Annotated in this window: 27 protein-coding genes and 1 pseudogene; 19 read left to right on the plus strand and 9 right to left on the minus strand. The window is 53.2% G+C overall.

The genetic code is table 11. From position 1 onward, the window contains the following. From arnT to fetB, 5 genes are read left to right on the plus strand one after another with little or no spacing between them, the layout of a single operon-like run. Window positions 1–1,662 (plus strand): lipid IV(A) 4-amino-4-deoxy-L-arabinosyltransferase, encoded by a 1,662-nt coding sequence (gene arnT / locus WH279_RS02630; RefSeq protein ID WP_339454933.1) that lies wholly within the window; start codon window positions 1–3, stop codon window positions 1,660–1,662. Further along, a complete protein-coding gene (gene arnE, locus WH279_RS02635) occupies window positions 1,659–1,982 on the plus strand; it encodes a 4-amino-4-deoxy-L-arabinose-phosphoundecaprenol flippase subunit ArnE (protein ID WP_159337450.1) in 324 nt (107 codons plus the stop codon). Before arnT ends, arnE begins: the two co-directional genes overlap by 4 nt. Next, the gene (arnF, locus tag WH279_RS02640) at window positions 1,982–2,368 is read left to right on the plus strand and encodes a 4-amino-4-deoxy-L-arabinose-phosphoundecaprenol flippase subunit ArnF (RefSeq protein WP_339454934.1); all 387 of its coding nucleotides are present in this window, start codon (window positions 1,982–1,984) and stop codon (window positions 2,366–2,368) included. Before arnE ends, arnF begins: the two co-directional genes overlap by 1 nt. A 40-nt stretch (window positions 2,369–2,408) precedes the next feature. Then, window positions 2,409–3,074, plus strand: coding sequence for an iron efflux ABC transporter ATP-binding subunit FetA (fetA, locus tag WH279_RS02645; protein ID WP_445235213.1), 666 nt, complete (start codon window positions 2,409–2,411; stop codon window positions 3,072–3,074). Beyond that, the gene (fetB, locus tag WH279_RS02650) at window positions 3,061–3,819 is read left to right on the plus strand and encodes an iron efflux ABC transporter permease subunit FetB (RefSeq protein WP_339454936.1); all 759 of its coding nucleotides are present in this window, start codon (window positions 3,061–3,063) and stop codon (window positions 3,817–3,819) included. Before fetA ends, fetB begins: the two co-directional genes overlap by 14 nt. A gap of 113 nt (window positions 3,820–3,932) precedes the next feature. Here the strand turns inward: fetB and WH279_RS02655 are convergent, their stop codons facing one another. The 5 genes from WH279_RS02655 to WH279_RS02675 all read right to left on the minus strand — a co-directional run bounded on the left by WH279_RS02655 (window position 3,933) and on the right by WH279_RS02675 (window position 8,730). Beyond that, window positions 3,933–5,228: a carbohydrate porin gene (locus WH279_RS02655; protein ID WP_445235245.1), complete on the minus strand. Its 1,296-nt coding sequence runs from the start codon at window positions 5,226–5,228 to the stop codon at window positions 3,933–3,935. Window positions 5,229–5,337: 109 nt separating this feature from the next. Next, window positions 5,338–5,682, minus strand: coding sequence for a carbohydrate porin (locus WH279_RS02660; RefSeq protein ID WP_339454937.1), 345 nt, complete (start codon window positions 5,680–5,682; stop codon window positions 5,338–5,340). Between the two features lie 155 nt (window positions 5,683–5,837). Beyond that, a complete protein-coding gene (locus WH279_RS02665; protein ID WP_133845634.1) occupies window positions 5,838–6,092 on the minus strand; it encodes a CsbD family protein in 255 nt (84 codons plus the stop codon). A gap of 204 nt (window positions 6,093–6,296) precedes the next feature. Continuing rightward, a complete protein-coding gene (gene cydB, locus WH279_RS02670) occupies window positions 6,297–7,304 on the minus strand; it encodes a cytochrome d ubiquinol oxidase subunit II (RefSeq protein WP_339454938.1) in 1,008 nt (335 codons plus the stop codon). 1 nt (window position 7,305) lies between these two features. Then, on the minus strand, window positions 7,306–8,730 hold the full coding sequence (locus WH279_RS02675) for a cytochrome ubiquinol oxidase subunit I (RefSeq protein ID WP_133845630.1): 1,425 nt from the start codon (window positions 8,728–8,730) through the stop codon (window positions 7,306–7,308). Window positions 8,731–9,485: 755 nt separating this feature from the next. Here WH279_RS02675 and WH279_RS02680 point away from each other — a divergent pair. Then, on the plus strand, window positions 9,486–10,109 hold the full coding sequence (locus WH279_RS02680) for a LysE family translocator (RefSeq protein WP_339454939.1): 624 nt from the start codon (window positions 9,486–9,488) through the stop codon (window positions 10,107–10,109). A gap of 25 nt (window positions 10,110–10,134) precedes the next feature. On the opposite strand, the gene WH279_RS02685 is transcribed toward WH279_RS02680, so the two are convergent. Next, on the minus strand, window positions 10,135–11,223 hold the full coding sequence (locus WH279_RS02685; RefSeq protein WP_339454940.1) for a malate/lactate/ureidoglycolate dehydrogenase: 1,089 nt from the start codon (window positions 11,221–11,223) through the stop codon (window positions 10,135–10,137). A gap of 238 nt (window positions 11,224–11,461) precedes the next feature. Here WH279_RS02685 and WH279_RS02690 point away from each other — a divergent pair, with 238 nt between their 5' ends. Beyond that, entirely contained in the window at window positions 11,462–12,571 is a 1,110-nt protein-coding gene (locus WH279_RS02690) for a hypothetical protein (RefSeq protein WP_339454941.1), read from the plus strand. A gap of 221 nt (window positions 12,572–12,792) precedes the next feature. Here WH279_RS02690 and WH279_RS02695 read toward each other — a convergent pair whose 3' ends face one another. Then, the gene (locus tag WH279_RS02695; RefSeq protein WP_339454942.1) at window positions 12,793–13,038 is read right to left on the minus strand and encodes a hypothetical protein; all 246 of its coding nucleotides are present in this window, start codon (window positions 13,036–13,038) and stop codon (window positions 12,793–12,795) included. A gap of 175 nt (window positions 13,039–13,213) precedes the next feature. Continuing rightward, window positions 13,214–13,975, minus strand: a complete 762-nt coding sequence (gene ygbI / locus WH279_RS02700) for a DNA-binding transcriptional repressor YgbI (protein WP_339454943.1) — start codon at window positions 13,973–13,975, stop codon at window positions 13,214–13,216. A 309-nt stretch (window positions 13,976–14,284) separates the two neighbouring features. Here ygbI and ltnD point away from each other — a divergent pair, with 309 nt between their 5' ends. The 12 genes and pseudogenes from ltnD to tatE all read left to right on the plus strand — a co-directional run bounded on the left by ltnD (window position 14,285) and on the right by tatE (window position 23,399). Further along, window positions 14,285–15,199, plus strand: coding sequence for an L-threonate dehydrogenase (gene ltnD, locus WH279_RS02705; protein WP_339454944.1), 915 nt, complete (start codon window positions 14,285–14,287; stop codon window positions 15,197–15,199). Further along, window positions 15,199–16,461 (plus strand): 3-oxo-tetronate kinase, encoded by a 1,263-nt coding sequence (gene otnK, locus WH279_RS02710; protein WP_339454945.1) that lies wholly within the window; start codon window positions 15,199–15,201, stop codon window positions 16,459–16,461. The genes ltnD and otnK overlap by 1 nt, the downstream gene beginning before the upstream one ends. Continuing rightward, a complete protein-coding gene (otnC, locus tag WH279_RS02715; protein ID WP_159337445.1) occupies window positions 16,458–17,081 on the plus strand; it encodes a 3-oxo-tetronate 4-phosphate decarboxylase in 624 nt (207 codons plus the stop codon). Before otnK ends, otnC begins: the two co-directional genes overlap by 4 nt. Window positions 17,082–17,083: 2 nt before the next feature. Then, window positions 17,084–17,860, plus strand: a complete 777-nt coding sequence (locus tag WH279_RS02720; protein WP_339454946.1) for an HPr family phosphocarrier protein — start codon at window positions 17,084–17,086, stop codon at window positions 17,858–17,860. A gap of 146 nt (window positions 17,861–18,006) precedes the next feature. Next, a complete protein-coding gene (locus WH279_RS02725; RefSeq protein WP_339454947.1) occupies window positions 18,007–19,362 on the plus strand; it encodes a GntP family transporter in 1,356 nt (451 codons plus the stop codon). A gap of 97 nt (window positions 19,363–19,459) precedes the next feature. Then, a complete protein-coding gene (locus WH279_RS22700) occupies window positions 19,460–19,543 on the plus strand; it encodes a membrane protein (protein WP_017346848.1) in 84 nt (27 codons plus the stop codon). A gap of 837 nt (window positions 19,544–20,380) precedes the next feature. Further along, the gene (pagP, locus tag WH279_RS02730) at window positions 20,381–20,950 is read left to right on the plus strand and encodes a lipid IV(A) palmitoyltransferase PagP (protein ID WP_339454948.1); all 570 of its coding nucleotides are present in this window, start codon (window positions 20,381–20,383) and stop codon (window positions 20,948–20,950) included. A 150-nt stretch (window positions 20,951–21,100) separates the two neighbouring features. Then, entirely contained in the window at window positions 21,101–21,310 is a 210-nt protein-coding gene (gene cspE, locus WH279_RS02735) for a transcription antiterminator/RNA stability regulator CspE (RefSeq protein WP_004156612.1), read from the plus strand. 402 nt (window positions 21,311–21,712) lie between these two features. Beyond that, on the plus strand, window positions 21,713–22,138 hold the full coding sequence (locus WH279_RS02740) for a GNAT family N-acetyltransferase (protein WP_339454949.1): 426 nt from the start codon (window positions 21,713–21,715) through the stop codon (window positions 22,136–22,138). A 2-nt stretch (window positions 22,139–22,140) separates the two neighbouring features. After that, a complete protein-coding gene (locus WH279_RS02745) occupies window positions 22,141–22,944 on the plus strand; it encodes a deaminated glutathione amidase (protein WP_339455222.1) in 804 nt (267 codons plus the stop codon). Between the two features lie 33 nt (window positions 22,945–22,977). Continuing rightward, window positions 22,978–23,070, plus strand: a pseudogene (locus WH279_RS02750) (ectoine/hydroxyectoine ABC transporter ATP-binding protein EhuA); the annotation flags it as partial. A 125-nt stretch (window positions 23,071–23,195) separates the two neighbouring features. Continuing rightward, window positions 23,196–23,399 carry a twin-arginine translocase subunit TatE gene (gene tatE / locus WH279_RS02755; RefSeq protein ID WP_339454950.1) on the plus strand — a complete coding sequence of 68 codons (204 nt, stop codon included), beginning with the start codon at window positions 23,196–23,198 and terminating at the stop codon, window positions 23,397–23,399. Window positions 23,400–23,457: 58 nt separating this feature from the next. Here tatE and lipA read toward each other — a convergent pair whose 3' ends face one another. Next, complete coding sequence (gene lipA / locus WH279_RS02760) at window positions 23,458–24,423, minus strand: lipoyl synthase (protein WP_339454951.1); 966 nt, start codon at window positions 24,421–24,423, stop codon at window positions 23,458–23,460. Window positions 24,424–24,574: the final 151 nt, after the last annotated feature.

The following is a 24,574-nucleotide window of genomic DNA, read 5'->3' on the forward strand; positions in this document are numbered from 1 at the left end:
ATGAAATACACCCGTTATGCATTGTTACTGCCCCTGTTGTATGCACTCTATTACCTGCTCCCTCTTGAGTTCCGGGCGCTGTGGCAGCCGGATGAAGTTCGCTATGCGGAGATCAGCCGTGAAATGCTGGTCAGCGGAAACTGGGTGGTGCCGCACTTTCTTGACCTGCGCTATTTTGAGAAGCCGATAGCAGGGTACTGGATCAATAATCTCAGTCAGTGGATCTTTGGTGGCAACAACTTCGCCGTGCGTTTTGGCTCAGTGCTTTCTGTGTCACTCAGTGCAGTGCTGATTTACTGGCTGGCATTCTGTCTGTGGCGTAAGCGGGCGACGGCGCTGTTGTCTGCGGTGATCTTCCTCACCTGCATGTTGGTCTATTGCATCGGGACTTATGCGGTGCTGGACCCGATGATCACGCTATGGCTGACGGCAGCAATGTGCAGCTTCTGGCTGGTCGGGCAAGGGGGAAGCCGGCGGCAGAAAACAGCGGGTTGGTTACTGCTGGGGCTTGCCTGTGGTATGGGCTTTATGACCAAAGGCTTTCTGGCGCTGGCGGTGCCGGTGGTGGCGATTGTGCCGTGGATGATCTGGCAGCGCCGTGTGAAAGAGCTGATGTTATGCGGACCGCTGGCCTTACTCAGTGCGGCGCTGATCTCGGCCCCCTGGGCCATCAGCATTGCCCGACAGGAACCGGACTTTTGGCATTATTTCTTCTGGGTGGAGCATATCCAGCGCTTTGCTGAGAATGATGCTCAACACAAAGCGCCGTTCTGGTATTACATTCCGGTAATGATTGTCGGGGCACTGCCGTGGCTTGGGCTACTGCCGGGCGCGCTGCATCGGGCCTGGCGGGAACGGCAGCGGGCTGCTGATTCAGCCTATTTACTCGGTTGGGTGGTGATGCCGCTGCTGTTTTTCAGTGTGGCGAAAGGCAAACTGCCGACCTATATCCTGCCGTGTTTTGCGCCGCTGGCGATGCTGCTGGCCCATCATGCGATGGCACTCTCCGCAGCGGGGCGGCGCGGGCTGAAAGCCAACGGCGTGATCAATCTGGTGGTGGGGCTCGTGCTACTGCTGGCGATGGTGTTGGTCGTGGCACCCTGGGGCCTGCTCAGGCAACCGGTGTATGCCCGCCATGAGCTGATTAAAGTATTGCTGGGAGGGATGGCATTTCTCTTTTGGGCACTGGTGGGCGCGGCCAGTCTGGTGGGGGGCGCGAAGCACTGGCGGCTGGCGGCGCTGTGTCCGTTGGGGCTGGCTCTGGTGGTGGGTGCCGCGATCCCCGATAAGGTGATGAACTCAAAACAGCCCCAGCCGTTTATTGCCGATGTGAGCCGGGATTTGCAGCAGAGCCGCTTTGTGCTGTCGAACAATATTGGTATGGCCTCGGCACTGGCCTGGGAACTGAAGCGCAGCGACATTTTATTATTAGAACAACCGGGTGAGCTGGCCTACGGTTTGAGCTATGCCGATGGTGCCGATCGTCTTATCTCTACTGCGGATTTTGCACAGTGGCTGAGCGCGCATCGGCGTGAAGGTAATGTGTCGTTGATGATGAAATTAGCCTCTGAGGACAACAAGGTGGATGAGCGTATCCCGGCACCTGATCGTCTCTATCAGCAAGGGCGGATGCTGTTGTATCTCTATCGGCAGCAGCCGTGAATATGCTGCTGATTGTACTGGCCAGCCTGCTGAGCTGTGGCGGGCAGTTGTGCCAGAAGCAGGCGACGGTGCGTGAGGGGCGCCGTCATTTTCTGGTGTGGCTGACGGCAAGTATATTGCTGCTGGGGATGGCGCTGCTGGTGTGGCTGCGTGTGTTGCAGACTGTGCCGGTAGGGGTAGCTTACCCTATGCTGAGTCTTAACTTTATTTTTGTGACCTTAGCCGCGCGCTGGTTGTGGCAGGAAGCGATTTCATGGCGTCACGGGCTGGGCATTGTGCTGATTGTGGCTGGAGTGGCGGTGATGGGGAGCTATACCTGATGGGCCTGCTCTATGCTTTTTGCAGCGTGCTGCTGATCAGTGGCGCGCAGTTAATGATGAAGTGGGCGATGGTACAGCTTCCCGCTATCGATCAGCTCACGCTGTTCAGCGCGGCGCTGCTCAGCCTCTCCTTACCCACGCTGGTGCTGTCCGGCGGGCTACTGGCCTACGCTTTATCGATGATGTGCTGGTTGCTGGCCTTACAGCGCCTGCCCCTGAGCCGGGTTTACCCGCTGTTGAGTCTGAGTTATCTGCTGGTGTGGACAGCGGCACTGTGGTTGCCAGGGATGAATGAAGTCTTTCTCTGGGGCAAGCTGGTGGGCGCGGTACTGATCCTCGCCGGGTTGTTACTGATATTCTGGCCGGGGAAAAAGGCCCAAAGATAATGCTATCATCGCGCGATTCATTACACAGAGTCTGTTAAACATGATCCCTTCACTTCCCCTCCTGCAGGTCAGGGAGGTCTCGTTTGTGCGTCAGGGTAAAACGCTGTTGTCGCCCGTTTCCTTTGAGCTTCATAAGGGGGAATTCCTCTGGCTAACGGGGCCATCCGGGGCGGGTAAAAGTACCCTGCTAAAAATTATTGCCTCCCTGCTTGATGCGTCCGGCGGTGAAGTGAGCTTGAAAGGTCAGCCGATTATTGAGTTGAAACCCGAACAGTATCGCCAGCGGGTATCCTACGTGTTTCAGACCCCCCAACTGTTTGGCCGTACGGTGTATGACAATCTCTCTCTGCCCTATGAGATCCGCCAGCAGCCCGTAGAACGCCAGCATCTCGGCGATGAGCTGGAGCGATTGGGGCTGCCACCCGCGATGCTGGATACCTCAATTGATCAACTCTCCGGCGGAGAAAAACAGCGCGTGGCGCTGCTGCGCAATGTACAGTTTCCCCCGGATATCCTGCTGCTGGATGAAATCAGTAGCGCGCTGGATGACGCAAATAAACGGAGGGTGACGAAGTTGATCGACCAGCAGGTCGCGCAAGGAAGTGCGGCGATCTGGATCAGTCACGACAGCGTAGAAACAGATGATGGCAGACGGCGGCTCCGGCTGTCGCCTGCAGCAACGGAGGGCCAGTATGAACCAGCATAATATTACCAATGAATCACTGGCGCTGGCCTTAATGCTGGTGGTGATTGCACTGCTGGTCAGCGGCAAGGAGCGGCTGGGGCTGGAAAAAGACATCATCTGGAGCGTGGCGCGTGCCATTGTGCAGTTGGTGATTGCTGGCTATGTGCTCAAATATATTTTCGATATTAACAATCAGTGGCTGACCGTGTTGATGGTGCTGTTTATCTGCGTGAATGCCGCGTTGAATGCCAAAAAGCGCAGTCGCGCCATCGACAGAGGTTTTCTGATTTCGTTTATTGCCATCACCTCCGGTACGACGTTGACGCTGACCATTTTGCTGCTCAGTGGCGCGATTGAATTCATGCCCATGCAGGTGATCCCTATCTCGGGAATGATTGCCGGTAATGCGATGGTGGCGGTCGGGTTGTGTTTCAGTAACCTGAATCAGCGGTTTAGTGATAATCGCCAGAAGATCGAGGAGATGCTGAGTCTGGGAGCCAGTGCAAAGCGGGCATCGACGTCTATCGTGCGCGACAGCATACGCGCAGCCATGATCCCCACGGTCGATGCAGCAAAAACGGTCGGTCTGGTGAGTTTACCGGGCATGATGTCCGGCCTTATTTTTGCCGGTATTGATCCGGTAAAAGCCATTAAGTATCAGATTATGGTGACCTTTATGTTGCTTGGCACCGCCAGCCTGTCGACCATCATTGCGGGTTATCTGGCGGCCCGCCGTTTTTATACAGCACGCGTGCAGTTGAAATAATCGTTGGGCCCCTTCGTGGCCGGCCATGTGTTCCGGTCAGACAGTGAAGCCGACCAGGCCGACCGAAACACATGGTCGGCCATCACGTTTCTATGCTGGCAGAGTCGCTGACATCAGAAATTCACATTGGCGCTCAGTCCACCGATAAACGCGTCTTTAACCCCACTGACTGCGCCAGGAGAGGCGACATATTGCAGATTAGGGCGCAGATTAAGCCAGTTAGTGGCGTGGACATTATAGTAAACTTCGTAGTTCCACTCGGAGCCGTGCTGAACAGGCAGATACGTCGGGCTGTTATAACGGGACTCGCCGTTGTATTGATTGGTTTCGCGTTGCATTTTTCCGTAGTCACTGTTGACGTGAATACGCGCGACCCCGACACCTATCTCATCCTGTGCACGTGCCGCAAAGGGGCCTTTCCAGGTGAGGGATACAGCCTGGTAATGATCGGTTTTCGAGGTTTTGTGATCGTTCATCACCGCCTGTACGGTTAAGCCCAGGCCCCGGTTGACATCACCGTCGGTAGCGGTTAACTGCTGTTGCAGCAGCACATAACCACCATAGGCTTTCGCCTGGCTGTCGTAGCCGCCATTGTGGTAGCTGGCATATTTATCCCCGTTAACCGAGGAGTAGTAGCCACCGATACGGTAGTTCCCCGGCAGCTTGTTGGCACCCAGCAGGGGTGTCCAGCCAAATTCAAAGGGGACCAGGTTACCCAGGCTCGGGCTGCCGTCGAGGTAGAAGCCGTTACCGCGATCGTAGTTATTACGGTTCTGGTTATAGAAGCCCACCTGGAAGAACATTTCGTCCGGCAGGTTCAGTTTCACGCGGCCCCCCCATTGTGACACCGGCCAGTTAAACCAGCGGTCGCCGCGCCAGTTGCCTGGCTGACCGCTGCCAAAGGCCAGGTTCTGGAATTTGCTGTCGAATGCATCAAAGTCTTCACCCGTGGTCACACGACCGGCTTTGATTTCAACCCGATGGTCAAAGAAACCTTTGTTAACCCAGAACTGGGTCAGCCGCCAGGTCTGGCCGCGCCCCCAGACTTCTTCTACTGAGGACAAGCCGCCGGTCCGCGGATCGTTGATATGCTGGGTCAGGTCGCGGCCGTTCCGGCTGGTCACTGTGAACTGGAACTGTGTGTCATCCCAGTTGAGGAGTTTTTCCAGATCGAGGGTGGTGCCGAAGGCCCACTGATCGGTATAACGGGCAGTGGTGGAGGTGTTATAGCCTCCGGCAAGATTACTGGCCGACTCCATGGTGTAGTTGATCTGGAAATCGGCACCTTCCCTTTTTAATTCGCTGCGATAGCCGTCCCAGTCGCCAAACAGATAATCCGAATCCAGACTGAGAGGGCGCATTTCTGCCCCTGCGGGGGCTGAAGCCCATAACAGTGCGCTGCCGCACATCATCAGCATGGCATGTTTACTCGTCCATTGAAAAACACCGTAATGATTCATTTATCTCTCCTTGTTATGAATAATCGTCTTGCCAACAAGCATTGCCGGTATCCAGGCGTCAGAAATCAATACCCGCGCCGAGGCCGCCCACAAACAGATGTGAATTTTCACTCACCGCACCGGGTTTGGTGCTGGTTTGCAGGTTAGGCCGCAGTATCAAGTGAGGCGTTAAGCGGTAGTTGTAATAGAGGTTGTAATTAAATCCGTCACCCCGCATCAGCGGTTGCGGTTGATTATCGCGATACTCTTGAGGAATGGCCGGCGTATCTGCCTGAGGAGAAATAATTTCTGTTGATGGTGGCGGCTGATGCAGATAAAAACGCTGGGGTAGGGCAGATGCGTTAGCCACCATGAACAGCGTGGCAATACCGAGACACTGTTTAAGACAGGCTATTCTTTCCATGAGTTCACCTCTTATTATGATTATCTAATCGGTTTTTTAGCCCGATGAAGTACATCACAATGTGGTTAACCCGTTTCGCTATTAAGTGCTCTGGAGAGCTCCCATAAAAAAACGCCCACGAGGGGCGTTCAGAGTGAGATCATGTCAGATCGGGCTTAGCGGCGGCCAAAAATCTTGGCGGCCAGGAAGCCTACACCGGCGGCAATCGCCAGTGAAACTAGGGGGGAATCCTGGGTTTTGCTTTTCACGCAGTCCAGCGCATCATCCACGGCGTAAGAGGCTTTTGCTGCCTGCTGACGCACTTTTCCTCTGAATTCATGCTCCGGCGAGTCCACGGCTTTACCAAACTCTTCCTGCCCTTTGCCGACGGCTTCTTGCGCTTTATCGTTCGCTTTATCAAACAGACTCATTGTGCCTCCTTTTGATGGCATGATTTCCTGAAACGACTTTAAGCGTAGTTCATCTGGTGGCTTTTGCCGGAGCACTTATGTGTGAAAATATGAATGAAGGTGCCAGATACTGACAAAAAAGAGGGCAGATCAACGATCTGCCCTCTTTGTCGGGAGCGCTAAGCTCCCGTGCTGCCAGTGATATTCTGCCTGAGGCTCAGGTTATCAGTGGTAGCCTTCGTCCGGCTTGATCTTGCCACGGAACACATAGTAGCTCCAGAAGGTATAGACCAGAATCACCGGAATAATCAGCAGACCACCAACTAACATAAAGCCCTGACTCTGCGGTGGGGAGGCGGCATCCCAGATGGTGATGGAAGGGGGAATGATATACGGCCAGATACTGATACCCAGTCCGGTAAAGCCCAGAAATACCAGCGCCAGGGTCAGCAGAAATGGCGTGTAGTGTGCGTGGCGTTGCAGTGCGCGCCACAGTGCCCAGGACGCCGCCAGAACCAGTAACGGAACGGGTAAAAACCAGAACAGGTTAGGCAGGGTGAACCAGCGCTCCATGATGCTGGTGTGTGCCAGCGGCGTCCAGATACTGACGATGGCCATCACGATCAGCAGGCCGATCAGCAGCGGTTTGGTCAGCGCCGTCATTTTCCTGTGCAGTTCATTCTCGGTCTTCATGATAAGCCATGTGCTCCCCAGCAGGGCATAGGCCAGAACCAGACCGACGCCGCAGAACAGCGTAAACGGCGTCAGCCATGCCAGAGCCGGGCCGCTGTAAGTGCGGTTGGTCACTTCAAAGCCGTTGATAAACGCACCCAGCACCACACCCTGACTGAAGGTTGCCACGTAAGAACCGCCAATAAACGCTTTATCCCAGAACGGACGATGTTCTTCCGTTGCTTTAAAACGGAACTCAAACGCCACGCCACGGAAAATAAGACCGATCAGCATGATGGTGAGCGGCGCTGCCAGGGCGCTGGTGATCACTGCATAGGCCAGCGGGAAAGCACCGAACAGCGCGGCCCCCCCGAGGATCAGCCAGGTTTCGTTGCCATCCCATACTGGGGCCACGGTGTTGACCATCATATCGCGCTCAATGGGATCTTTATTGAACGGGAACAGGATGCCGATACCCAGATCGAAACCATCCATAATGATATACATCAGGGTGGCGAAGATGATGATAGTAAACCAGATAATTGAGAGATCGATGCCCACCTTACTTCTCCTCCTGCGGCGAATGTAATTTTTCCTGCACCGCAGACAGCGGGCGAGACGGGGTATGTGATGTGCCTGGGCCACCTTCTGGCGTATGGTCACCTTCACCGGCCTGCGGGCCTTTCTTAATCAGGTTCGCCAGATAGCTGTAACCAACACCAAAGACGGCACAGTACACCAGCAGGAACGCGATCAGGCTGATGCTCATTTGCAGCGTGCTGTGCAGTGATACGGCATCACGCGTGCGCAGCAGGCCATAAATAACCCACGGCTGACGGCCAATTTCGGTGGTAATCCAACCCGCCACCAGAGCAATCAGACCGGAAGGCCCCATCAACAGGACAAACCACAGGAAAGGACGAGACGTATACAGGCGCTGACCGCGACGCATCCACAGGCTGACAACACCCAGCAGAATCATCAGCATGCCCAGCGCAACCATCACGCGGAACGACCAGAACACCACGGTGGAGTTAGGACGATCTTCTTTCGGGAAACTTTTCAGTGCCGGCACCTGTTTATCCAGACTGTGGGTCAGGATCAGGCTGCCGAGGTAAGGGATTTCCAGCGCGTACTTGGTACGCTCTTCTTTCATATCCGGGATGCCGAACAGGATCAGCGGGGTCGCTTCTCCCGGAGGATTCTCCCAGTGGCCTTCAATCGCCGCGATTTTTGCAGGCTGATGTTCCAGCGTATTCAGGCCGTGGGCATCGCCAATCATTGCCTGAATCGGCGAGACGATCAATGCCATCCACAGAGACATCGACAGCATTTTACGCACCGCTGGGGTATCGTTTTTACGCAGCAGATGCCATGCGGCAGAGGCGCCCACGAAGAAGGCCGTGACCAGGAAAGCAGCAACCGACATATGCAGCAGGCGATAAGGGAAGGACGGGTTAAAGATAATTTTGAACCAGTCCACGGGTATCACAATGCCGTTTTCCAGCGCGTAACCTTGCGGCGTCTGCATCCAGCTATTGGAGGCTAGGATCCAGAAGGTGGAGATAATGGTGCCCAGCGCGACCATGCAGGTAGCGAAAAAGTGCAGGCCACGGCTGACGCGATTCCAGCCAAACAGCATCACGCCGAGGAAGCCAGCTTCAAGGAAGAACGCGGTAAGCACTTCGTAGGTCAGGAGCGGGCCAGTAATACTGCCTGCAAACTGCGAGAATCCTGCCCAGTTGGTCCCAAACTGATAGGCCATCACCAGACCCGATACCACCCCCATACCGAAGTTAACGGCAAAGATTTTTGACCAAAAATGATAAAGGTCGCGATAGACCTCATTTTTGCTTTTCAGCCACAGACCTTCGAGCACGGCGAGAAAACTGGCCAGGCCAATGGTGATGGCGGGAAAGAGAATGTGGAAGGCTACGGTGAAACCAAACTGTATCCTCGCCAGATGGAACGCATCTAATCCAAACATTGCTTACCTCGATCTAACATGAACAACTGCCTTTTATTTTTTTACCCACGGTTAACAAATAGGCGACATATAGCAAAAAAGAAAACGTGTCAGCCGGGGACTTCTCATCGGAGATTTGATCCTAAGACCAAAGCTGGTGAAGAAGTAGCAACAGTAATAGTGAACTGGCCTATAACAGTAACGATTATTACGAGTAATTGTTTCGTCAACAGGTTAAATCAACGGAAGATAATGTTAATGCAGGATAGAAGAATGATGCTTATATGTGACAATGCTGTATCTTTCTGTCGTAAAAGCATTTTTTTCATTTGTGCTGCGGCTGATTTCGTCAGATGACTATCGTCTTTCTGCGTATAAAAACGTTGGGGAGGGGCACATTTAATATAGCGAATACGGCTATAAAAAAGGATGTTTACGCATCATTATTATAATAACCCTATAGTTTCTCATGAGTTATGAATGGTATGTGTATTTAATGTTATTATTTGGTTCTATTAATTTTAAAATACCCTTTTCCCACTATTCGCCTTTACTAGTCAATCCCTCTGCGGGACCACTCGTCATTTTCCTCCCTGTAAATGTTAAGGGTGTAATACACATAAATATGTAATTTGAATTATTTGGTTACAAATTGATGGGGTTTTTATCGCCGATTGTTGCGGAGAGTCAAGAGGTCACTGGGTGAATGATGCTTGTGGCGAGCAGGAGGGCTTGCATGCTATAACCAAAAAAACATTGTCAGCCTCGGGAGTCAAATGGATACCTTTATGATGTTGTTGCCCGTGTATGTGGCCTATCTGCTGGGCACGGCCAGCCCCGGCCCGAGCAATATGGCCATTATGGGGGTAGCGATGCGCCAGGGTCGCCGCCCGGCATTGATGCTGGCGGCGGGCGTGATCACGGGATCACTGTGCTGGGCGCTGCTGGTCGCGACCGGATTATCCACGCTGTTGCTGGCTTATGCACAGGCCATTGTGGTGATCAAAGTGGTAGGGGGCTTCTATTTGCTTTTTCTGGCGTGGAAAGCCGCGCGCAGTGCTGCCCGTCGCGGGGAAGACAGCGCTGTTCCGTTGGCGGCAGGGGGGGCACCCGCCTCCCTCTACCGCCGTGGATTGCTGCTGCATCTTGGAAATCCAAAGGCGATTCTGGTCTGGACCGCGATAATGTCACTGGGGATCCATCCGGATGCGGCCCCTTCCATACTGCCGTTGATTGTCGGTGGTTGTGCGTTACTGGGGATAATGGTGTTCAGCAGCTACGCGCTGTTGTTCTCGACCCCGGCGATGAGCCGGGGTTATCAGAAATGCCGCCGCAGTATTGAAGGCATTTTCGCGCTGTTTTTCACGGCGGCGGGCGTGAAGCTGCTGTTTTCACGTTAACTGCCCACCTGGCCTCCGGCGTGCCTTATGCCTGAGGCTGATAACCGGCCAGCTCACTGTCCGGCATTCCGGCATCACGCGCCGCCTGGCAAATTTGCTGCCAGCTATTGGCATCGATCGGAATACCGTGCAGGCGGCGTTCGGCGCGCTGTGCTTCCTCCCACTCACCCGGGACCAGGATTGCATTGTCACCCGCCTGCGGTGAGGCTTTCGTCCAGGCAATAAAGGCTTCCGCTTCCTGCTGCATGTCCGGTGCGTCAAACGCTGCCGGGTCAAGTACCACGGTGGTCATGCAGTTAAAGATAGCGTCACTGGTATTTTTCAGTGACTGTGGGTGGGTCGTTTGCCCACCGGAAAGCGCTCCACCGAGGATTTCGCACATCACCGCCAGCGCATAGCCTTTATGCAGGCCAAAGGCCAGAAGGGAACCAAATGGCGCTTCATGCATCACCGCAGGATCAATGTCCGGCTGCCCTTGATGATCGATCAAATAGCCAGGCGGGACGTTGACACCTTTGTTCCAGGCAACGCGGGTTTTACCGTAGGCAATGCCACTGGTGGCGAAATCAAGCAGCAGCGGTGGCTGGCCGGGGCGCGGGAAGATGGCGCAAAATGGGTTAGTACCGAAGCGGCGGTCACTGCCGTTAAAAGGCGCAACCATCGGATCGCCAACAACGTTGACGAAATGAAAGGAGATAAAACCGGCGCGTGCGCACTGCTCCGCCCAGTGACCAATGCGCCCAATATGGTGCGAGTTACGCAATGCGATGGCACACATCCCCAGTTTCTGGGTACGCGCAATCGCCAGATCCATCGCCTCAGCGGCCATCACCTGGCCAAAGCCCTGGCCGCCATCGACGGTGAGCACCGCCCCGGCGTCTTTAGCGATCCTGAGCTGCTGGTTTTGCTGCAGATGTCCCTGGGATTTTGAGAGCATATAACTTGGGATCATCCCAACGCCGTGAGAATCATGCCCGGCAAGGTTCGCTGCCACCAGATGCTCGGCGACGCGTTGTGCTTCCTGCTTGCTGCTGCCTGCGTACTGCCACAGACTCTGCACCATTTGCTGCAAAATGGCGTGATTAATGTGAATGTCACCCTGAATCTGGCTCATTTTTTTTCCTTAAAATAATGAAGGTTACTGCTTATTTTTAAACGAATAATTGGTCTTTGTCCGTTTAATTTTTCTGCATTTCAGGCTTTTATTTCGATGAATATCGCGACATCCCTGTTCGGTATATTGCTAATTTCATCGGTTGCTAAGTATACTATTGCATTGATATGTATTGACTTTTTTAACTAAAGCCAAATTTTTTTGCTCGGATACACGCCGCCTGGGGTAAAACAGCCGTATGGAAAGTGAACACACAGAACCCAACAGCACTGGCAGTATTCCTTTACTGGATCTGTCTGCGATTTCGCGTGAGATGCTGTTGCTGGGTAAACGGCTGGCAGATACCAAATATAAGATTGATATGCTGGGGAAAGTCGGCTGGGGTGAGCTGACGGCTAACCTGCATGGTCTGGAAGCCAGCGGCGAATGGAATGGCCCGGACGATGCGCTGACTTTTTTCAGTAAAATTCTCCCCTTTGCTATCCTGCCTTCAGAAACCGAGCCAATGGGGATCTATCAGGTGCCGACCGAGCGGGTGATTGGCCGAAGCTGGCGCTGGTGGCCCGATCATCTCAGCGCTAACAGCGAAGAGAAGTTGCTTGAGCATCTGAATGGCCCACATGCTGCCGAGAGTACCTCTTACTATTTTATTTCCGCTCTGGCTGTGTTGTTGGCGGTACAGGGACAGAGCCGGGTGAATTATTGCCGACAACGGCATATTCCGTTTATTACGGCGCGGGTAACGTATCTTTCCTATCCGCCTGCCGACCGTTTCAAGCTTTACCATGTTACCCGCGGTAACAGCCGACAGAGCTGGGTGGTACTGAATGATCGCTATTTACAGGCGATTCAGTGGCCGCGTATTACGCTGCCAGCGCTGAGCAGCTATGGTGTGCATAGCGCCGTCTGGCCTCACACGTTTCCCTCCACAGAACGTATTTTCGACGAGTTACATCATCCTCAACCCGCCGAGGATTTTGTCGCACCCTGCGTGGATTTACAGGCACTGCAACAGAAAATAGAAGTGGAAGAACAGGAGGCGCTGCTGGCGGCTAAGCCGGTGAAAATGGCGCTGAGCGAGATGGACATCGTGAATCTCTGGCCAGTGACGATGACTCTGATGTTCTTTTTCCTGCTATCGCTGGTGGCAGCGGGCGTGACGGCGGGTGGGGGTTGGTTAGGGCTGGTGAGTCTGGTGATCTGCGGGATGTCAGGCAGTCTGCTGCTGCTGCTGGCCGCACCCGTTTTCCTTGTACGACAGAGTTTACGCAGCCGCAGCAAAAAGGAGAGGGAAGCATCGGCCACTTCTGTGCCAGAAGAGAACCCGTCATCCCCACCAGCATTATAAAAAAGCCCACGTAAAGTGGGCAACTAAAGCTATTCATCTGACTTTGCCATAATAATTACGGCAATAAATCATCGCATCAATCCCACAGTAAATATAAGTGATTATACAGATCGATCTGTAGTGATCGATCGGAAATACCGATTGATAGTCAAAATGTGAAGCAGACTCTAATAAATATAGCGAAATCGCACAATGTGCTTCACGGTCGCATCAATACCAGCCTAATGCGGTTGTTCAAAACCGGCTTTAACCATCTGTTCGCGCAGGGCGCTGGTGATCACCCGGTTACCCCCTGTGACAGGAAAGATAACGTTATTGATCACATCATCCAGATAGTGCTCATTAAATTCGTGTGCGGTCAGCTGACCACCACCTTCATCGTTGATCGCAATCGATCCTTTAATATGATCGCCCGTATTCTTCGCGGTCAGACTGTAACGACCCATGCAGGTGTTTATTGTGCTCATAAGATCTCCTTGTAACATTTTCAGGGGAAAGGGTAGCAAGTGAGTCCATAAAATGACCTGAATAAGTCTAGCTACGCTGCGCGCGATCCTCTAAGTCCTGAACGTAAAGAAGTGAAAGACCGTGATCGCGGTCGCTAAATTTTTATGAATGTTGGAGGGCATTATCTGTCAGTCGTTAACCCGCAAGGATGACGTCAAGTTCGAGCGTAGCCAGTTCCTGACGCGCGGCAGCAGGCAGGTGTGGGTCAGTGATGATGCTGTCAAACTGTGTCAGTGGCAGGGCGAGAAAGGTGGCAATTTTGTTGTACTTTGAGCTATCAGCCAGCAGTACACGCTTGCGGCTGACTTCACTGACGGCGCGCTTGACGGCGATTTTTTCTTCATCCGGCGTGAAGGTGCCACGCATTCCCCAGCAGGAGGCGGAGATAAATGCGATGTCTACCGACAGGCCGCGCAGCGCCTGAGCAGCCGCATCCCCCACGCAGGAACGATTGTCGCGGCACAGTGTACCGCCAGTGTGGATCATCCGGCACTGGCTGGTGTCGATCAGGAAATTGGCAATGACAAAATCGTTAGTAATGATCAGCAGGTCGTCACGGATGCCCAGTTCGCGTGCCAGCGCCAGCGTGGTGGTACCGGCATCGAGGTAGATGCAGCTGTTACGCGGAATATGGCGGGCGGCGGCGGCACCAATGGTCTGTTTTTCCAGGCTGAACATACTGGTTTTATCCAGATGCGTCGGCTCGGTGGAGAGGCGTTCTGTGGAACGGACACCGCCTGACACCAGTAACACGGCTCCCTGCTCTTCCAGCTTTTGCAGATCGCGGCGAATGGTCATGTGCGACACGGCCAGACGTTCAGTCAGTTCAGCAATGCTCACGACTCCCCGCTCCTGTACCAGCGTTAATATTTGTTGATGTCGTTCTACCGGGATCATCATTATTCCTGTTGAGTGAGGGCGTGAACAGAGTGTAAAGGAGCGTACCCGGCGTCTGCACCACAATTTTTATCAATTTATCACGGAAAGAAGACGTTTTCCTTCCCATATATCGATGGTTTTGTTTTTATCTTTATGAATTTAAATGAGTATTTTTATATCACGGTTATCGTGCTGCGGTGTTAATTCTTGTTATTCCTTCCTTTTTTACGGTTAATTGTTGTGATACACGTCACCAAAAGTGCCGATAAAAGCGCCTATACTTCACATATCAAAACAAATAATCACCAAAATTAACACGGAGTGCGTATGTCTAAGGCAACATCAATGTCGGTTTGTGTCGTCGGCCTCGGTTCTATGGGGATGGGAGCTGCGCAGTCCTGTATCAAAGCGGGCCTGAAAACCTGGGGCGTGGATCTTAACCCACAGGCTCTGCAAACACTGCGCGACAGCGGTGCGCAGGCGGCGGAGAACTCGGCCAGTGACTTCGCGGCCCAGCTTGATGCAGTGCTGCTGCTGGTGGTGAATGCCGTCCAGGTGAAACAGATTTTGTTTGCGGAGCACGGACTGGCGTCACGCTTAAAGCCTGGCACCGTGGTGATGGTCTCTTCGACGATCTCTTCTCAGGATGCACAGGCGATTGAACAACAGCTGGCCGCCCACCAGTTAATCATGCTCGATGCTCCGGTATCCGGTGGGGCAGCGAAAGCGGCAACCGGTGAAATGACCGTGATGGCTTCCGGTAGTGATGAGGCATTTGAGCGGTTACAGCCCGTGCTGGACGCGGTAGCGGGAAAAGTTTATCGCATCGGCAGCGAGATTGGTCTTGGTTCGACGGTGAAGATCATTCACCAGTTGCTGGCCGGTGTGCATATTGCCGCAGGCGCAGAAGCGATGGCACTGGCCGCCCGCGCCGGTATTCCACTGGATACCATGTATGACGTGGTGACCAACGCCGCGGGCAACTCCTGGATGTTTGAAAACCGTATGCGTCATGTGGTTGACGGCGATTATTCACCGAAATCGGCAGTCGATATCTTTGTTAAAGATCTTGGCCTGGTGGCTGACACGGCGAAAGCGCTGCATTTCCCACTGCCGCTGGCGTCCACGGCATTCAATATGTTTACCTCTGCCAGTAACGCGGGCTTCGGCCGCGAAGATGACAGCGCAGTGATTAAGATTTTCAGCGGCATTACGCTGCCCGTAAAACAGGAGCCGAAATAATGCGTCTGGGTGTGATTGCGGATGATTTTACCGGGGCGACCGATATTGCCAGTTTCCTGGTACAGAACGGCATGTCTACCGTGCAGGTCAATGGTGTGCCAGCAGAGCCACTGTCGTCACAGGCTGATGCCATTGTTGTCAGTCTGAAGTCGCGATCTTGTGCAGCGGAGAAGGCGGTGTCTGATTCGTTACAGGCGCTGGCCTGGTTACAGCAGCAGGGGTGCGAACGTTTTTATTTTAAATACTGCTCCACTTTTGACAGTACATCACGCGGGAATATTGGCCCGGTCACCGATGCGCTGCTGGCGGCACTGGGTGAGTCACAAACCATTATCTCTCCGTCACTGCCGGTGAATGGTCGCACGGTGTATCAGGGGCATCTTTTTGTTATGGATCAGCTGCTGTCCGATTCTGGTATGCGTCATCATCCGGTGACGCCGATGACTGACAGCAATCTGCTACGGCTGATGGAAGCGCAGGCCAGCGGTAAAGCGGGATTGATTAACAGTCAGACGCTGGATCAGGGAGCTGATGCGGTGTGTCAGGCCCTGGAGGAACTGGCACAGCAAGGCGTGCAGTATGTGGTGCTGGATGCGCTGAATGAGCAGCATCTGCTGACCCAGGGAGAAGCGCTGCGCGATCGCCGCCTGGTGACGGGCGGCTCAGGGCTGGCAATCGGCCTGGCGCGTCAGTGGGCCAGTTCCGGGCACGATAGTGCACGTGCTCAGGCTGCGGGAGCGCCACAGGGCGAGCGCGCAGTAGTGCTGTCCGGTTCCTGCTCGACCATGACCAACCGCCAGGTGGCGCGTTATCGCCAGCAGGCTGCAGCCGCAGCGATTGATGTGGAACGTGCGCTGCATGAGCGCGCCCGTTACGCCAGCGAACTGTGCGACTGGGTGGTGCAGCACGAATCAGATGCACTGGCCCCGTTGCTGTTCGCGACTTCTGACCCTGAAACCCTGCAACGTATTCAACAGCAGTATGGCGCCGCGCACAGCAGTGAAGCCGTTGAGCAGTTGTTTGCCGCTGTGGTGCGTGAGCTGCAACAGCGTGGCTGGCAGCGTTTTATCGTGGCAGGAGGGGAAACCTCCGGCGTGGTAGCGCAGACGTTAGGCATTGATGCATTTCATATCGGCCCGGTGATTTCGCCAGGCGTGCCCTGGGTGCGCGCCGTCGGGCAGCCCGTTTCGCTGGCGCTGAAATCCGGTAATTTCGGCGATGAAAACTTTTTTGCCCGCGCACAAACGGAGTTCGTAGTATGACTGAACAACAAGCACGTGAAGAGATGGTCCGGCTGGGCGCATCGTTTTTCCAGCGTGGCTATGCCACGGGCTCAGCCGGGAATCTGTCTATGCGACTGGAAGATGGTACGTTGCTGGCGACGCCCACCGGCTCCTGCCTGGGTGAGCTGGTCGCAGAAAGGCTATCGAAAGTGACCCCGGAAGGAGAGTGGATTGGCGGTGATAAACCGTCGAAAGAGATCAGCTTTCATCGCGCTATTTATCTGAATAATCCGGCATGTGGGGCGATTGTTCACCTGCACTGCCTGTATCTTACTGCGCTCTCCTGCCTGGAAGGGCTGGACACGAAAAACTGTATTCGCCCATTCACGCCGTATGTGGTGATGCGCGTGGGCGATGTCCCCGTGGTGCCTTATTATCGCCCGGGTGATGAGCGCCTGGGAGAGGACCTGGCGAAACTGGCCCCGCACTACAAGGCGTTTCTGCTGGCGAATCATGGTCCGGTGGTGGTGGGGAAAACCCTGCGTGAAGCCGCTGATAATACCGAAGAACTCGAAGAGACTGCCCGACTGATCTTTACGCTGGGCGACCGCCCGATTCGTTATCTTAATGATGACGAAGTGGCTGAATTACGGAGCTGAACATGCCTAAATTTGCTGCCAATCTGTCCACCCTGTTTAACGAACTGCCATTTTTGGCGCGTTTTGATGCCGCAGCTGAAGCCGGTTTTCATGGGGTAGAGTTTCTTTTTCCCTATGAATACGACGCCGATACGTTAAAGCAGGCGTTAACCCGCAATCATCTGGAACTGGTGCTGTTCAATACGGCGCCCGGTAATACAGCGGCGGGTGAGTGGGGTGTTTCTGCAATCCCCGGCCGTGAAGTGGATGCCCGCAAAGATATCGATCGGGCGCTGGAGTATGCGCTGGCGCTGAATTGCCGCCAGGTTCATATCATGGCGTCGGTGGTGCCGGAAGGGGCTGACCGTGAGGCTTACTGCCGCACTTTCATCGATAACGTGCGCTATGCCGCAGAGCGCTTTGCTCCGCATGGCGTGCGTGTTTTGCTGGAAGCGTTGAATCCAAAGACGAAACCCAATTATCTCTATTCCAGCCAGTATCAGGTGCTGGATATCATCAAACGTATCGACCGCCCAGGCGTGTTCAGCCAGCTCGATCTGTTCCATGCGCAGTTGGTAGATGGCAACCTGAGCCATCTGATTACTGACTATATCGGGCAGTATCAGCATATCCAGATTGCTTCCGCACCGGATCGTCATGAACCGGACGAGGGTGAAATTAACTATCCGTGGCTGTTCGACCTGCTCGATCGTAGCGGATATACCGGCTGGATTGGCTGCGAGTATTTCCCACGTACAACCACGCTGGAAGGGCTGGGCTGGTTTAACGCCTTTAAATAACAGGACGTATTGTGATGAACGCTGCGTGTTCTGGCGCGCAGCGCTGGCTTTTTGCTGCCTGAATCAGGCGGTAAAGCCGGGGAAAATGAAATAAAACGGTGCTGTAGAGCACTGCGTAAAACATAAAACCCTACGAGGCTGCAAAGATGTCTACTGCCCTGTTATTAACCATTGCTGTTGCCAGCGTGCTGATCCTGCTGCTGCTGGTGATTAAAGCCAAAGTTCATCCGTTTGTTGCTCTGCTGGTCGTCAGCCTGTTAGTGGCGATCTCGACCGGTATACCTGCCGATAACATTATGAAGGTGATTGTTTCCGGTATGGGCGGGCTGCTCGGCTCGATTACCATTATTATCGTGCTGGGCGCGATGCTGGGTGCAATCATTGAATCGTCCGGCGGGGCGGAGTCGCTGGCACAGCGGTTTACCCATACGCTGGGAGTCAAACGCACCGTCGCCGCACTGACCATGGCGGCGTTTATCCTCGGGATACCGGTCTTCTTCGAAGTCGGGTTCATCATTGTTATCCCGCTGATTTACGGTTTCACCAAAGTGGCGCGCGTCTCTCCGCTAAAATATGGTTTGCCGATGGCGGGGGTGATGTTAACCGTGCACGTCGCATTGCCGACTCATCCGGGGGCGGCGGCGGCAGCGGGGTTGTTAGGGTCTGATATGGGCTGGTTGATGTTGCTGGGTATCGCTGTATCGATTCCGGTCGGTGTGGTGGGTTATTTTGTCGCGAAAGTGATGAACCGTCGTCAGTATCATTTGTCCCTGGATGTCCTGGAGCAGCTTCAACTGGCGAAACCGGAAAGTAGCCCGCGTCAGAATCAGGAATTGCCACCGGGTGCCTGGATGATTTCATCGCTCATTGTGGTGCCGATTGTCCTGATTGTCGTGGGTACACTGGCACACAGCGTGCTGCCGGAAGGCAACAGCCTGCGCCAGTTCCTGACGCTGGTGGGGACGCCGGCCATTGCATTACTGATCGCACTGGCGCTTTCTGCCTGGTTGCTCGGGCTGCGCCGTGGCTGGAGCAAAGAAAAGCTCAGCGAACTGCTGGATCGTGCTATTCCGAGTTCGGCTGGGGTGATTCTGGTGGCGGGGGCAGGGGGGGCGTTTGGTAAGGTGCTGGTGGAATCCGGTGTGGGTAAAGCGTTGGCACTGTCGCTGGAAACTATCCATCTGCCGTTGATTCCCGCTGCTTTTATCCTGTCGCTGGCACTGCGTGCCTCGCAGGGATCGGCGACCGTCGCCATTCTGACGACCAGTGGCCTGCTGACGCAGGCGGTCACCGGGTTGAGTGATACACAACTGGTGCTGGTCACCCTGTCTGCCTGTTTCGGTGGCTTAGGGCTGTCGCATGTGAATGATGCCGGATTCTGGGTGGTGACGCGTTATCTTGGTCTGTCGGTTGCCGACGGTCTGAGAACCTGGACGGTGCTGACAACGGCGATGGGAGTGACCGGTTTTGCGCTGGTTTGGATGCTGTCGCTGGTGCTGTAGTTTCTGCCTGAGCGGGTTGACCACGCGAAGCGTCAATCTTCTTCTATACTTAAGTCACTACGTTGTAGTGACTTTTTTTATGAGAAGAGGGCATGGAATGAAAATTATTCTCTGGATTATTGCGATCATCTTTATTGTGGGTCTGCTGACCATTACCGGTGTATTCAAGCTTATTTTCTAACGGTACGTAGAGTCAGTATTATTCCGTTTTAACACGGCGGTCAGCAGTTTGCTGGCCCCGTACTCCACGTCATTCCTTCAATATCACCCACGCAAGGGCTTATCCGTGAAGTAGCATTCGGCGTGCTTATCGCCCTTCGTCGTTGTCCATACTGAAACCGATTCCGCAGAACGGATACAGGTATCATGTCGATTCAGACGCTTATGGCAGACGGCACAAGCAGCTCCGTGATATTCGGCACTATCATTGCGCGTCGTGAATATAAATTTTGAACTTCCGCACTTGCCACACCTTAGCATTTTCACAACCTCTACTCTTCCTGAGTGCTATTAATGAGAATTATCTTATCAAAAATCTCCGAGAGATCTATAAATAAAATTTATTAATTAGCGATGGGCATTAAGGGGCTAATAGTATGATTTTTGTCGTTTTTACGTTCTGTTTATCAATTTTTTCGAAGTATTGAGGATAAAAACAGTCAATTCATTCACGGTACAATGACTTTCATCAAGTAAATCTCATCTAATTTTCATAGATTGATTAGCGCTGTGAAGGTTTTTTTCTCTTTTTGGGAAAGGTGAGGGCTGAAGTTTACGCGCTTTCCTGATGTGATATTTTCTCAGCTAAATTATATTTTTTCTTACCTACCCCGATGTTTTATAATGTGAAAAATCGGGAGCGCTCTTTTTACTGATGGGATGTATTTCGGTGATTAATGGAGTGTTTAAGTGTTTCATTTATAATTATTACCAGAACGGGTAATGCATTTGGTCAGGGTTTCTGACTAACGTTGAGGATGTTGCATATAGCGATCATCCAGGGAGCAGTGAATTTATCGTGAACACAAAACCAGTCTTATTACTGTCGACCCTGCTCAGTGGGCTGACTCTGAGCAGTGCGCATGCGGCAACCCTGGGAGATGGGATTGCTGATACCTGGCATTCCTTCAGGGATAACGTTAGCCAGACATGGAATGAACCACAAACTGTCGATCTTTATGTTCCTGCTATCACCTGGCATAACCGCTGGACTTACGACAAAGAGAAAACCGACCGGTACAATGAACGTCCCTGGGGCGCGGGTGGCGGTGTTTCACGTTATGACGAAAAGGGTAACTGGAATGGCATCTATCTGATGGCATTTAAGGACTCCTATAATAAGTGGGAACCGTTTGGCGGTTATGGCTGGGAGAAAACCTGGCGACCGCTAAATGACCCTGATTTCCGCCTTGGTCTGGGTTATACCGCCGGGGTAACAATGCGTGATAACTGGAACTATATCCCGATCCCACTGGTGCTGCCGCTGGCCTCCGTCGGCTATGGGCGGGCAACTTTTCAGATGACTTACATTCCAGGAACTTACAATAACGGCAATGTTTTCTTCGCCTGGCTGCGCTGGCAGTTTTAATCTCCGGGGTTTGTCGTAAAAATGATGTCGGGTAAAAAAAGGCGATATTTATCACTTTTTCGTCCTCGGCTACTGGACAAAAGCCTTGGCAATTGCTGTACTAACCCCCGACACAGTTTAGTGTCCATTTTTCATGTAAAGGTAATATAGATGTCTAAGATCAAAGGTAGCGTTAAGTGGTTTAATGAGTCCAAAGGATTCGGTTTCATTACTCCTGAAGATGGTAGCAAAGACGTGTTCGTACACTTCTCTGCCATCCAGAGCAATGGTTTCAAAACTCTGGCTGAAGGTCAGCGTGTAGAGTTCGAAATCACCAACGGTGCCAAAGGCCCATCTGCTGCTAACGTTGCCGCTATTTAAGTTATCAGACAGAATTTTTAAAAACCCGCCAATGGCGGGTTTTTTTTCGCCTGCGATCCGGGGGCACAGTACGCCTCTAGGTGTTGAAATACTGCATCAGCCAGGCAACGGTCGCAGTACAGGCCAGCAGCACGGCAAGATACTCATTTTTATGGCGGGGGATAAAGTTCATGGCGATCATCTCTGTTGGCTGAATGATGACCAGTGTGCCGTGCGATTATTAAGGAAACATTAAAATAGGGGATTGCACGCCATAATGACGGGGATCCTTACACTAAATAGCTTTTGTAACATTACCCTGTGATCTGGCTCCTTGCAGGGACCGCCTTGCTACAGCTATAAACATAGGCAGAAGTTTTCACCTGTTTTATCCGGCTCGTTGGCATATTGCGGAGAATGACCATGAATATTCGTCTGGCTGAATCGAAAGATGCTTTTGCCCTCAGCGCATTGTTAACAGAACTGGGATATGCGGATACCGCGCCTTTTATTGAACGCAGACTTGCCCAACTGATCATCGATGAGACTGAGCGGCTTCTTATTGCTGAACAGGGAAATACGGTACTGGGGTTTTTGTCACTGCATTTTATTCCACAGCTTGCGCTGGCAGGAGATTTTGCCCGTATCAGCTATTTCTGCATTGCCGAAGGTGAGCGCAGCAAAGGGGCCGGGCAGCAGTTGTTACAATATGCAGAGCAGCTGGCAATGGAGCGTGGCTGTGACCGGGTAGAGGTGCACTGCCATGAACGGCGTGAAAAAGCGAATGCGTTTTATGCCCGTGAGGGCTACAAAGAATCCCCTCGTTACCATATTAAAGAGCTGGGCTGATGATGAAAGTCGCTTTAGGGCAGTTTGCGGTCAGCCGTGAGTGGCAGGACAATGCACAGACCTGTGTGGGTTTTATGCAGCAGGCACAGCAACAGGGAGCGCGTCTGTTAGTGCTGCCGGAAGCGGTGCTGGCAAGGGATATTGCCGACCCGGATCTGGCAGTAAAATCCGCACAAAAGCTGGATGGTCCCTTCCTGTGCCAGCTATTGGCCGTCAGTCGTGGTAATACGCTGACGACGGTGCTGACCCTGCATGTGCCGGCTGATGATGGTCGCGTGCTGAATGTGCTGGTCGTTCTCCGTGGCGGAGAGATTATCGCCCGCTATGACAAGCTGCATCTGTATGATGCTTTCGCCGTGCAGGAGTCACGTAATGTGAGTGCTGGCGACCGGATACCCCCGCTGGTAGATGTTGACGGGCTTAAGGTTGGATTGATGACCTGCTATGACGTGCGTTTCCCGGAGCTGGCTCGTCGCCTGGTACTGGACGGTGCCGACCTGCTGGTGCTGCCCGCTGCGTGGGTGCGCGGGCCACTGAAGGAGATGCACTGGGAGGTGCTGGTCACCGCTCGTGCGCTGGAAAATACCTGCTATATGGCAGCAGTGGGCGAATGCGGTCCGCGCAATATTGGCAACAGTCTGGTCGTTGATCCGCTCGGTGTGGCGATCGCCAAAGCCGCAGAAGGCCCGGCACTGGTGTTTGCCGAGATCGACCCACAGCGTATTGCCGATGCGCGTCGCGCATTGCCGGTGTTAGCGAATCGTCGCTTTGCCCGCCCTGAACTTGATGGCGGGGGGAGTCAATAATGAAAAAAACGCTATTACGCTGGCGCTGATGCTGGGGAAGGCGTGGTTGAGCAGGGGGCGTCGGAGGAGGTTCTGGTGAATCCCCAACACCCATGTACGCAGGCTTTTCTGAGCCGCTTTATCTGACAGGGATTACGCTAATACAGCGCATATTCTGTTACAGATTGCAGTTGTATTTTCACGCCATCAGCGCGTTAATACACACCTGTTACCGACCGTTGTGACGGTCAGATAAATCAAAGAAGGTAAGTATGGAAGGTTTTAGTCTCGCCAAACTGCTGATTGTTGGCGCGTTAATCGTCCTGTTATTCGGAACCAAAAAGCTGCGGACCCTGGGCGGGGATTTAGGTTCGGCCATTAAGGGATTTAAGAAGGCCATGAATGACGATGATTCTTCCGCGCAGAAAGCCGCGTCAGAAGAAAAAAGCGCCGGGCAGATCTCACACAAAGAGTAACGCTGCTCAAAAAAAACGGATGACATTGTCATCCGTTTTTTTGTTCCGGGCACGAGGATTACTTTACTTCTAAGCCTTTCGCCTGGAGGTCAGCATGGTATGACGAACGTACGAACGGGCCGCAGGCTGCATGGGTGAAGCCCATATCCATTGCGGCTTCTTTCATTTCGTCGAACTCAGCAGGGCTGACATAGCGCTGTACGGGTAAATGATGGCGGCTTGGCGACAGATACTGCCCGAGAGTCAGCATGGTCACGCCGTGGCGACGCAGATCACGCATCACTTCAACGATTTCTGCGTTAGTTTCGCCTAATCCCACCATCAGACCTGACTTGGTCGGCACGTCCGGATGAGCTTCTTTAAAGCGTTCCAGCAATTTCAGTGACCAGTCATAGTTAGCACCCGGACGGACCTGGCGGTAAACGCGTGGCACGTTTTCCAGGTTGTGGTTAAACACATCCGGTGGTGTATCAATCAGAATTTCCAGTGCGCGGTCCATACGACCACGGAAATCAGGCACCAGGGTTTCGATTTTAATCGTGGGGCTTTTTTCACGGATAGCACGGATACAGTCAGCAAAGTGCTGTGCTCCGCCATCGCGCAGGTCATCACGGTCAACCGAGGTGATCACCACGTAGCGCAGTGCCATATCAGCGATGGTCTGTGCCAGTTTGCCGGGTTCGTTGGCATCAGGTGTTACCGGGCGGCCGTGGGCCACATCGCAGAACGGGCAGCGGCGTGTACAAATGGCACCCAGAATCATAAAGGTGGCCGTTCCGTGGTTAAAACATTCAGACAGGTTAGGGCAGGAAGCCTCTTCGCAAACGGAGTGCAGACCATTTTTACGCATCGCGGCTTTGATGCCCTGAATACGGCTGGAATCGGCAGGAAGTTTAATACGCATCCAGTCTGGCTTACGTAAAATCTCCGTACGCTCGGTCATCACGGTTTTCACCGGGATCAGTGCCATTTTGTCTGCGTCGCGGTATTTAACACCGCGTTCCATCACGATCGGTTTACTCATATTCTTGCAGGTTCCAGGTTGGATTGCGGCAATCTATTCGTATACAAAACAGCCGCTAACACTCAATGAGTTGGTGATTTTCAACTTTTTTTGATAAAGCGCAAAAATTATATCATCTCCTCGCAGCAGATTCAGCCTGCCAGTGCGAGAA

Origin of the sequence: Erwinia sp. MYb375 (assembly GCF_037479175.1) — a bacterium.
Classification (GTDB): Bacteria; Pseudomonadota; Gammaproteobacteria; order Enterobacterales; family Enterobacteriaceae; genus Erwinia; species Erwinia rhapontici.

Excerpts from the sequence above, each read along its gene's own strand:
- ltnD (WP_339454944.1), top strand. The coding sequence starts at position 14,285 with ATGTCTAAGGCAACATCAATGTCGGTTTGTGTCGTCGGCCTCGGTTCT.
- tatE (WP_339454950.1), top strand. The coding sequence starts at position 23,196 with ATGGAAGGTTTTAGTCTCGCCAAACTGCTGATTGTTGGCGCGTTAATC.
- WH279_RS02665 (WP_133845634.1), bottom strand. The coding sequence starts at position 6,092 with ATGAGTCTGTTTGATAAAGCGAACGATAAAGCGCAAGAAGCCGTCGGC.
- WH279_RS02680 (WP_339454939.1), top strand. The coding sequence starts at position 9,486 with ATGGATACCTTTATGATGTTGTTGCCCGTGTATGTGGCCTATCTGCTG.
- WH279_RS02740 (WP_339454949.1), top strand. The coding sequence starts at position 21,713 with ATGAATATTCGTCTGGCTGAATCGAAAGATGCTTTTGCCCTCAGCGCA.
- WH279_RS02720 (WP_339454946.1), top strand. The coding sequence starts at position 17,084 with ATGCCTAAATTTGCTGCCAATCTGTCCACCCTGTTTAACGAACTGCCA.
- cspE (WP_004156612.1), top strand. The coding sequence starts at position 21,101 with ATGTCTAAGATCAAAGGTAGCGTTAAGTGGTTTAATGAGTCCAAAGGA.
- ygbI (WP_339454943.1), bottom strand. The coding sequence starts at position 13,975 with ATGATCCCGGTAGAACGACATCAACAAATATTAACGCTGGTACAGGAG.
- WH279_RS22700 (WP_017346848.1), top strand. The coding sequence starts at position 19,460 with ATGAAAATTATTCTCTGGATTATTGCGATCATCTTTATTGTGGGTCTG.
- otnC (WP_159337445.1), top strand. The coding sequence starts at position 16,458 with ATGACTGAACAACAAGCACGTGAAGAGATGGTCCGGCTGGGCGCATCG.
- arnT (WP_339454933.1), top strand. The coding sequence starts at position 1 with ATGAAATACACCCGTTATGCATTGTTACTGCCCCTGTTGTATGCACTC.
- lipA (WP_339454951.1), bottom strand. The coding sequence starts at position 24,423 with ATGAGTAAACCGATCGTGATGGAACGCGGTGTTAAATACCGCGACGCA.
- fetA (WP_445235213.1), top strand. The coding sequence starts at position 2,409 with ATGATCCCTTCACTTCCCCTCCTGCAGGTCAGGGAGGTCTCGTTTGTG.
- WH279_RS02725 (WP_339454947.1), top strand. The coding sequence starts at position 18,007 with ATGTCTACTGCCCTGTTATTAACCATTGCTGTTGCCAGCGTGCTGATC.
- WH279_RS02660 (WP_339454937.1), bottom strand. The coding sequence starts at position 5,682 with ATGGAAAGAATAGCCTGTCTTAAACAGTGTCTCGGTATTGCCACGCTG.
- fetB (WP_339454936.1), top strand. The coding sequence starts at position 3,061 with ATGAACCAGCATAATATTACCAATGAATCACTGGCGCTGGCCTTAATG.
- arnF (WP_339454934.1), top strand. The coding sequence starts at position 1,982 with ATGGGCCTGCTCTATGCTTTTTGCAGCGTGCTGCTGATCAGTGGCGCG.
- WH279_RS02695 (WP_339454942.1), bottom strand. The coding sequence starts at position 13,038 with ATGAGCACAATAAACACCTGCATGGGTCGTTACAGTCTGACCGCGAAG.
- otnK (WP_339454945.1), top strand. The coding sequence starts at position 15,199 with ATGCGTCTGGGTGTGATTGCGGATGATTTTACCGGGGCGACCGATATT.
- WH279_RS02685 (WP_339454940.1), bottom strand. The coding sequence starts at position 11,223 with ATGAGCCAGATTCAGGGTGACATTCACATTAATCACGCCATTTTGCAG.
- WH279_RS02690 (WP_339454941.1), top strand. The coding sequence starts at position 11,462 with ATGGAAAGTGAACACACAGAACCCAACAGCACTGGCAGTATTCCTTTA.
- WH279_RS02655 (WP_445235245.1), bottom strand. The coding sequence starts at position 5,228 with ATGTGCGGCAGCGCACTGTTATGGGCTTCAGCCCCCGCAGGGGCAGAA.
- WH279_RS02745 (WP_339455222.1), top strand. The coding sequence starts at position 22,141 with ATGAAAGTCGCTTTAGGGCAGTTTGCGGTCAGCCGTGAGTGGCAGGAC.
- WH279_RS02675 (WP_133845630.1), bottom strand. The coding sequence starts at position 8,730 with ATGTTTGGATTAGATGCGTTCCATCTGGCGAGGATACAGTTTGGTTTC.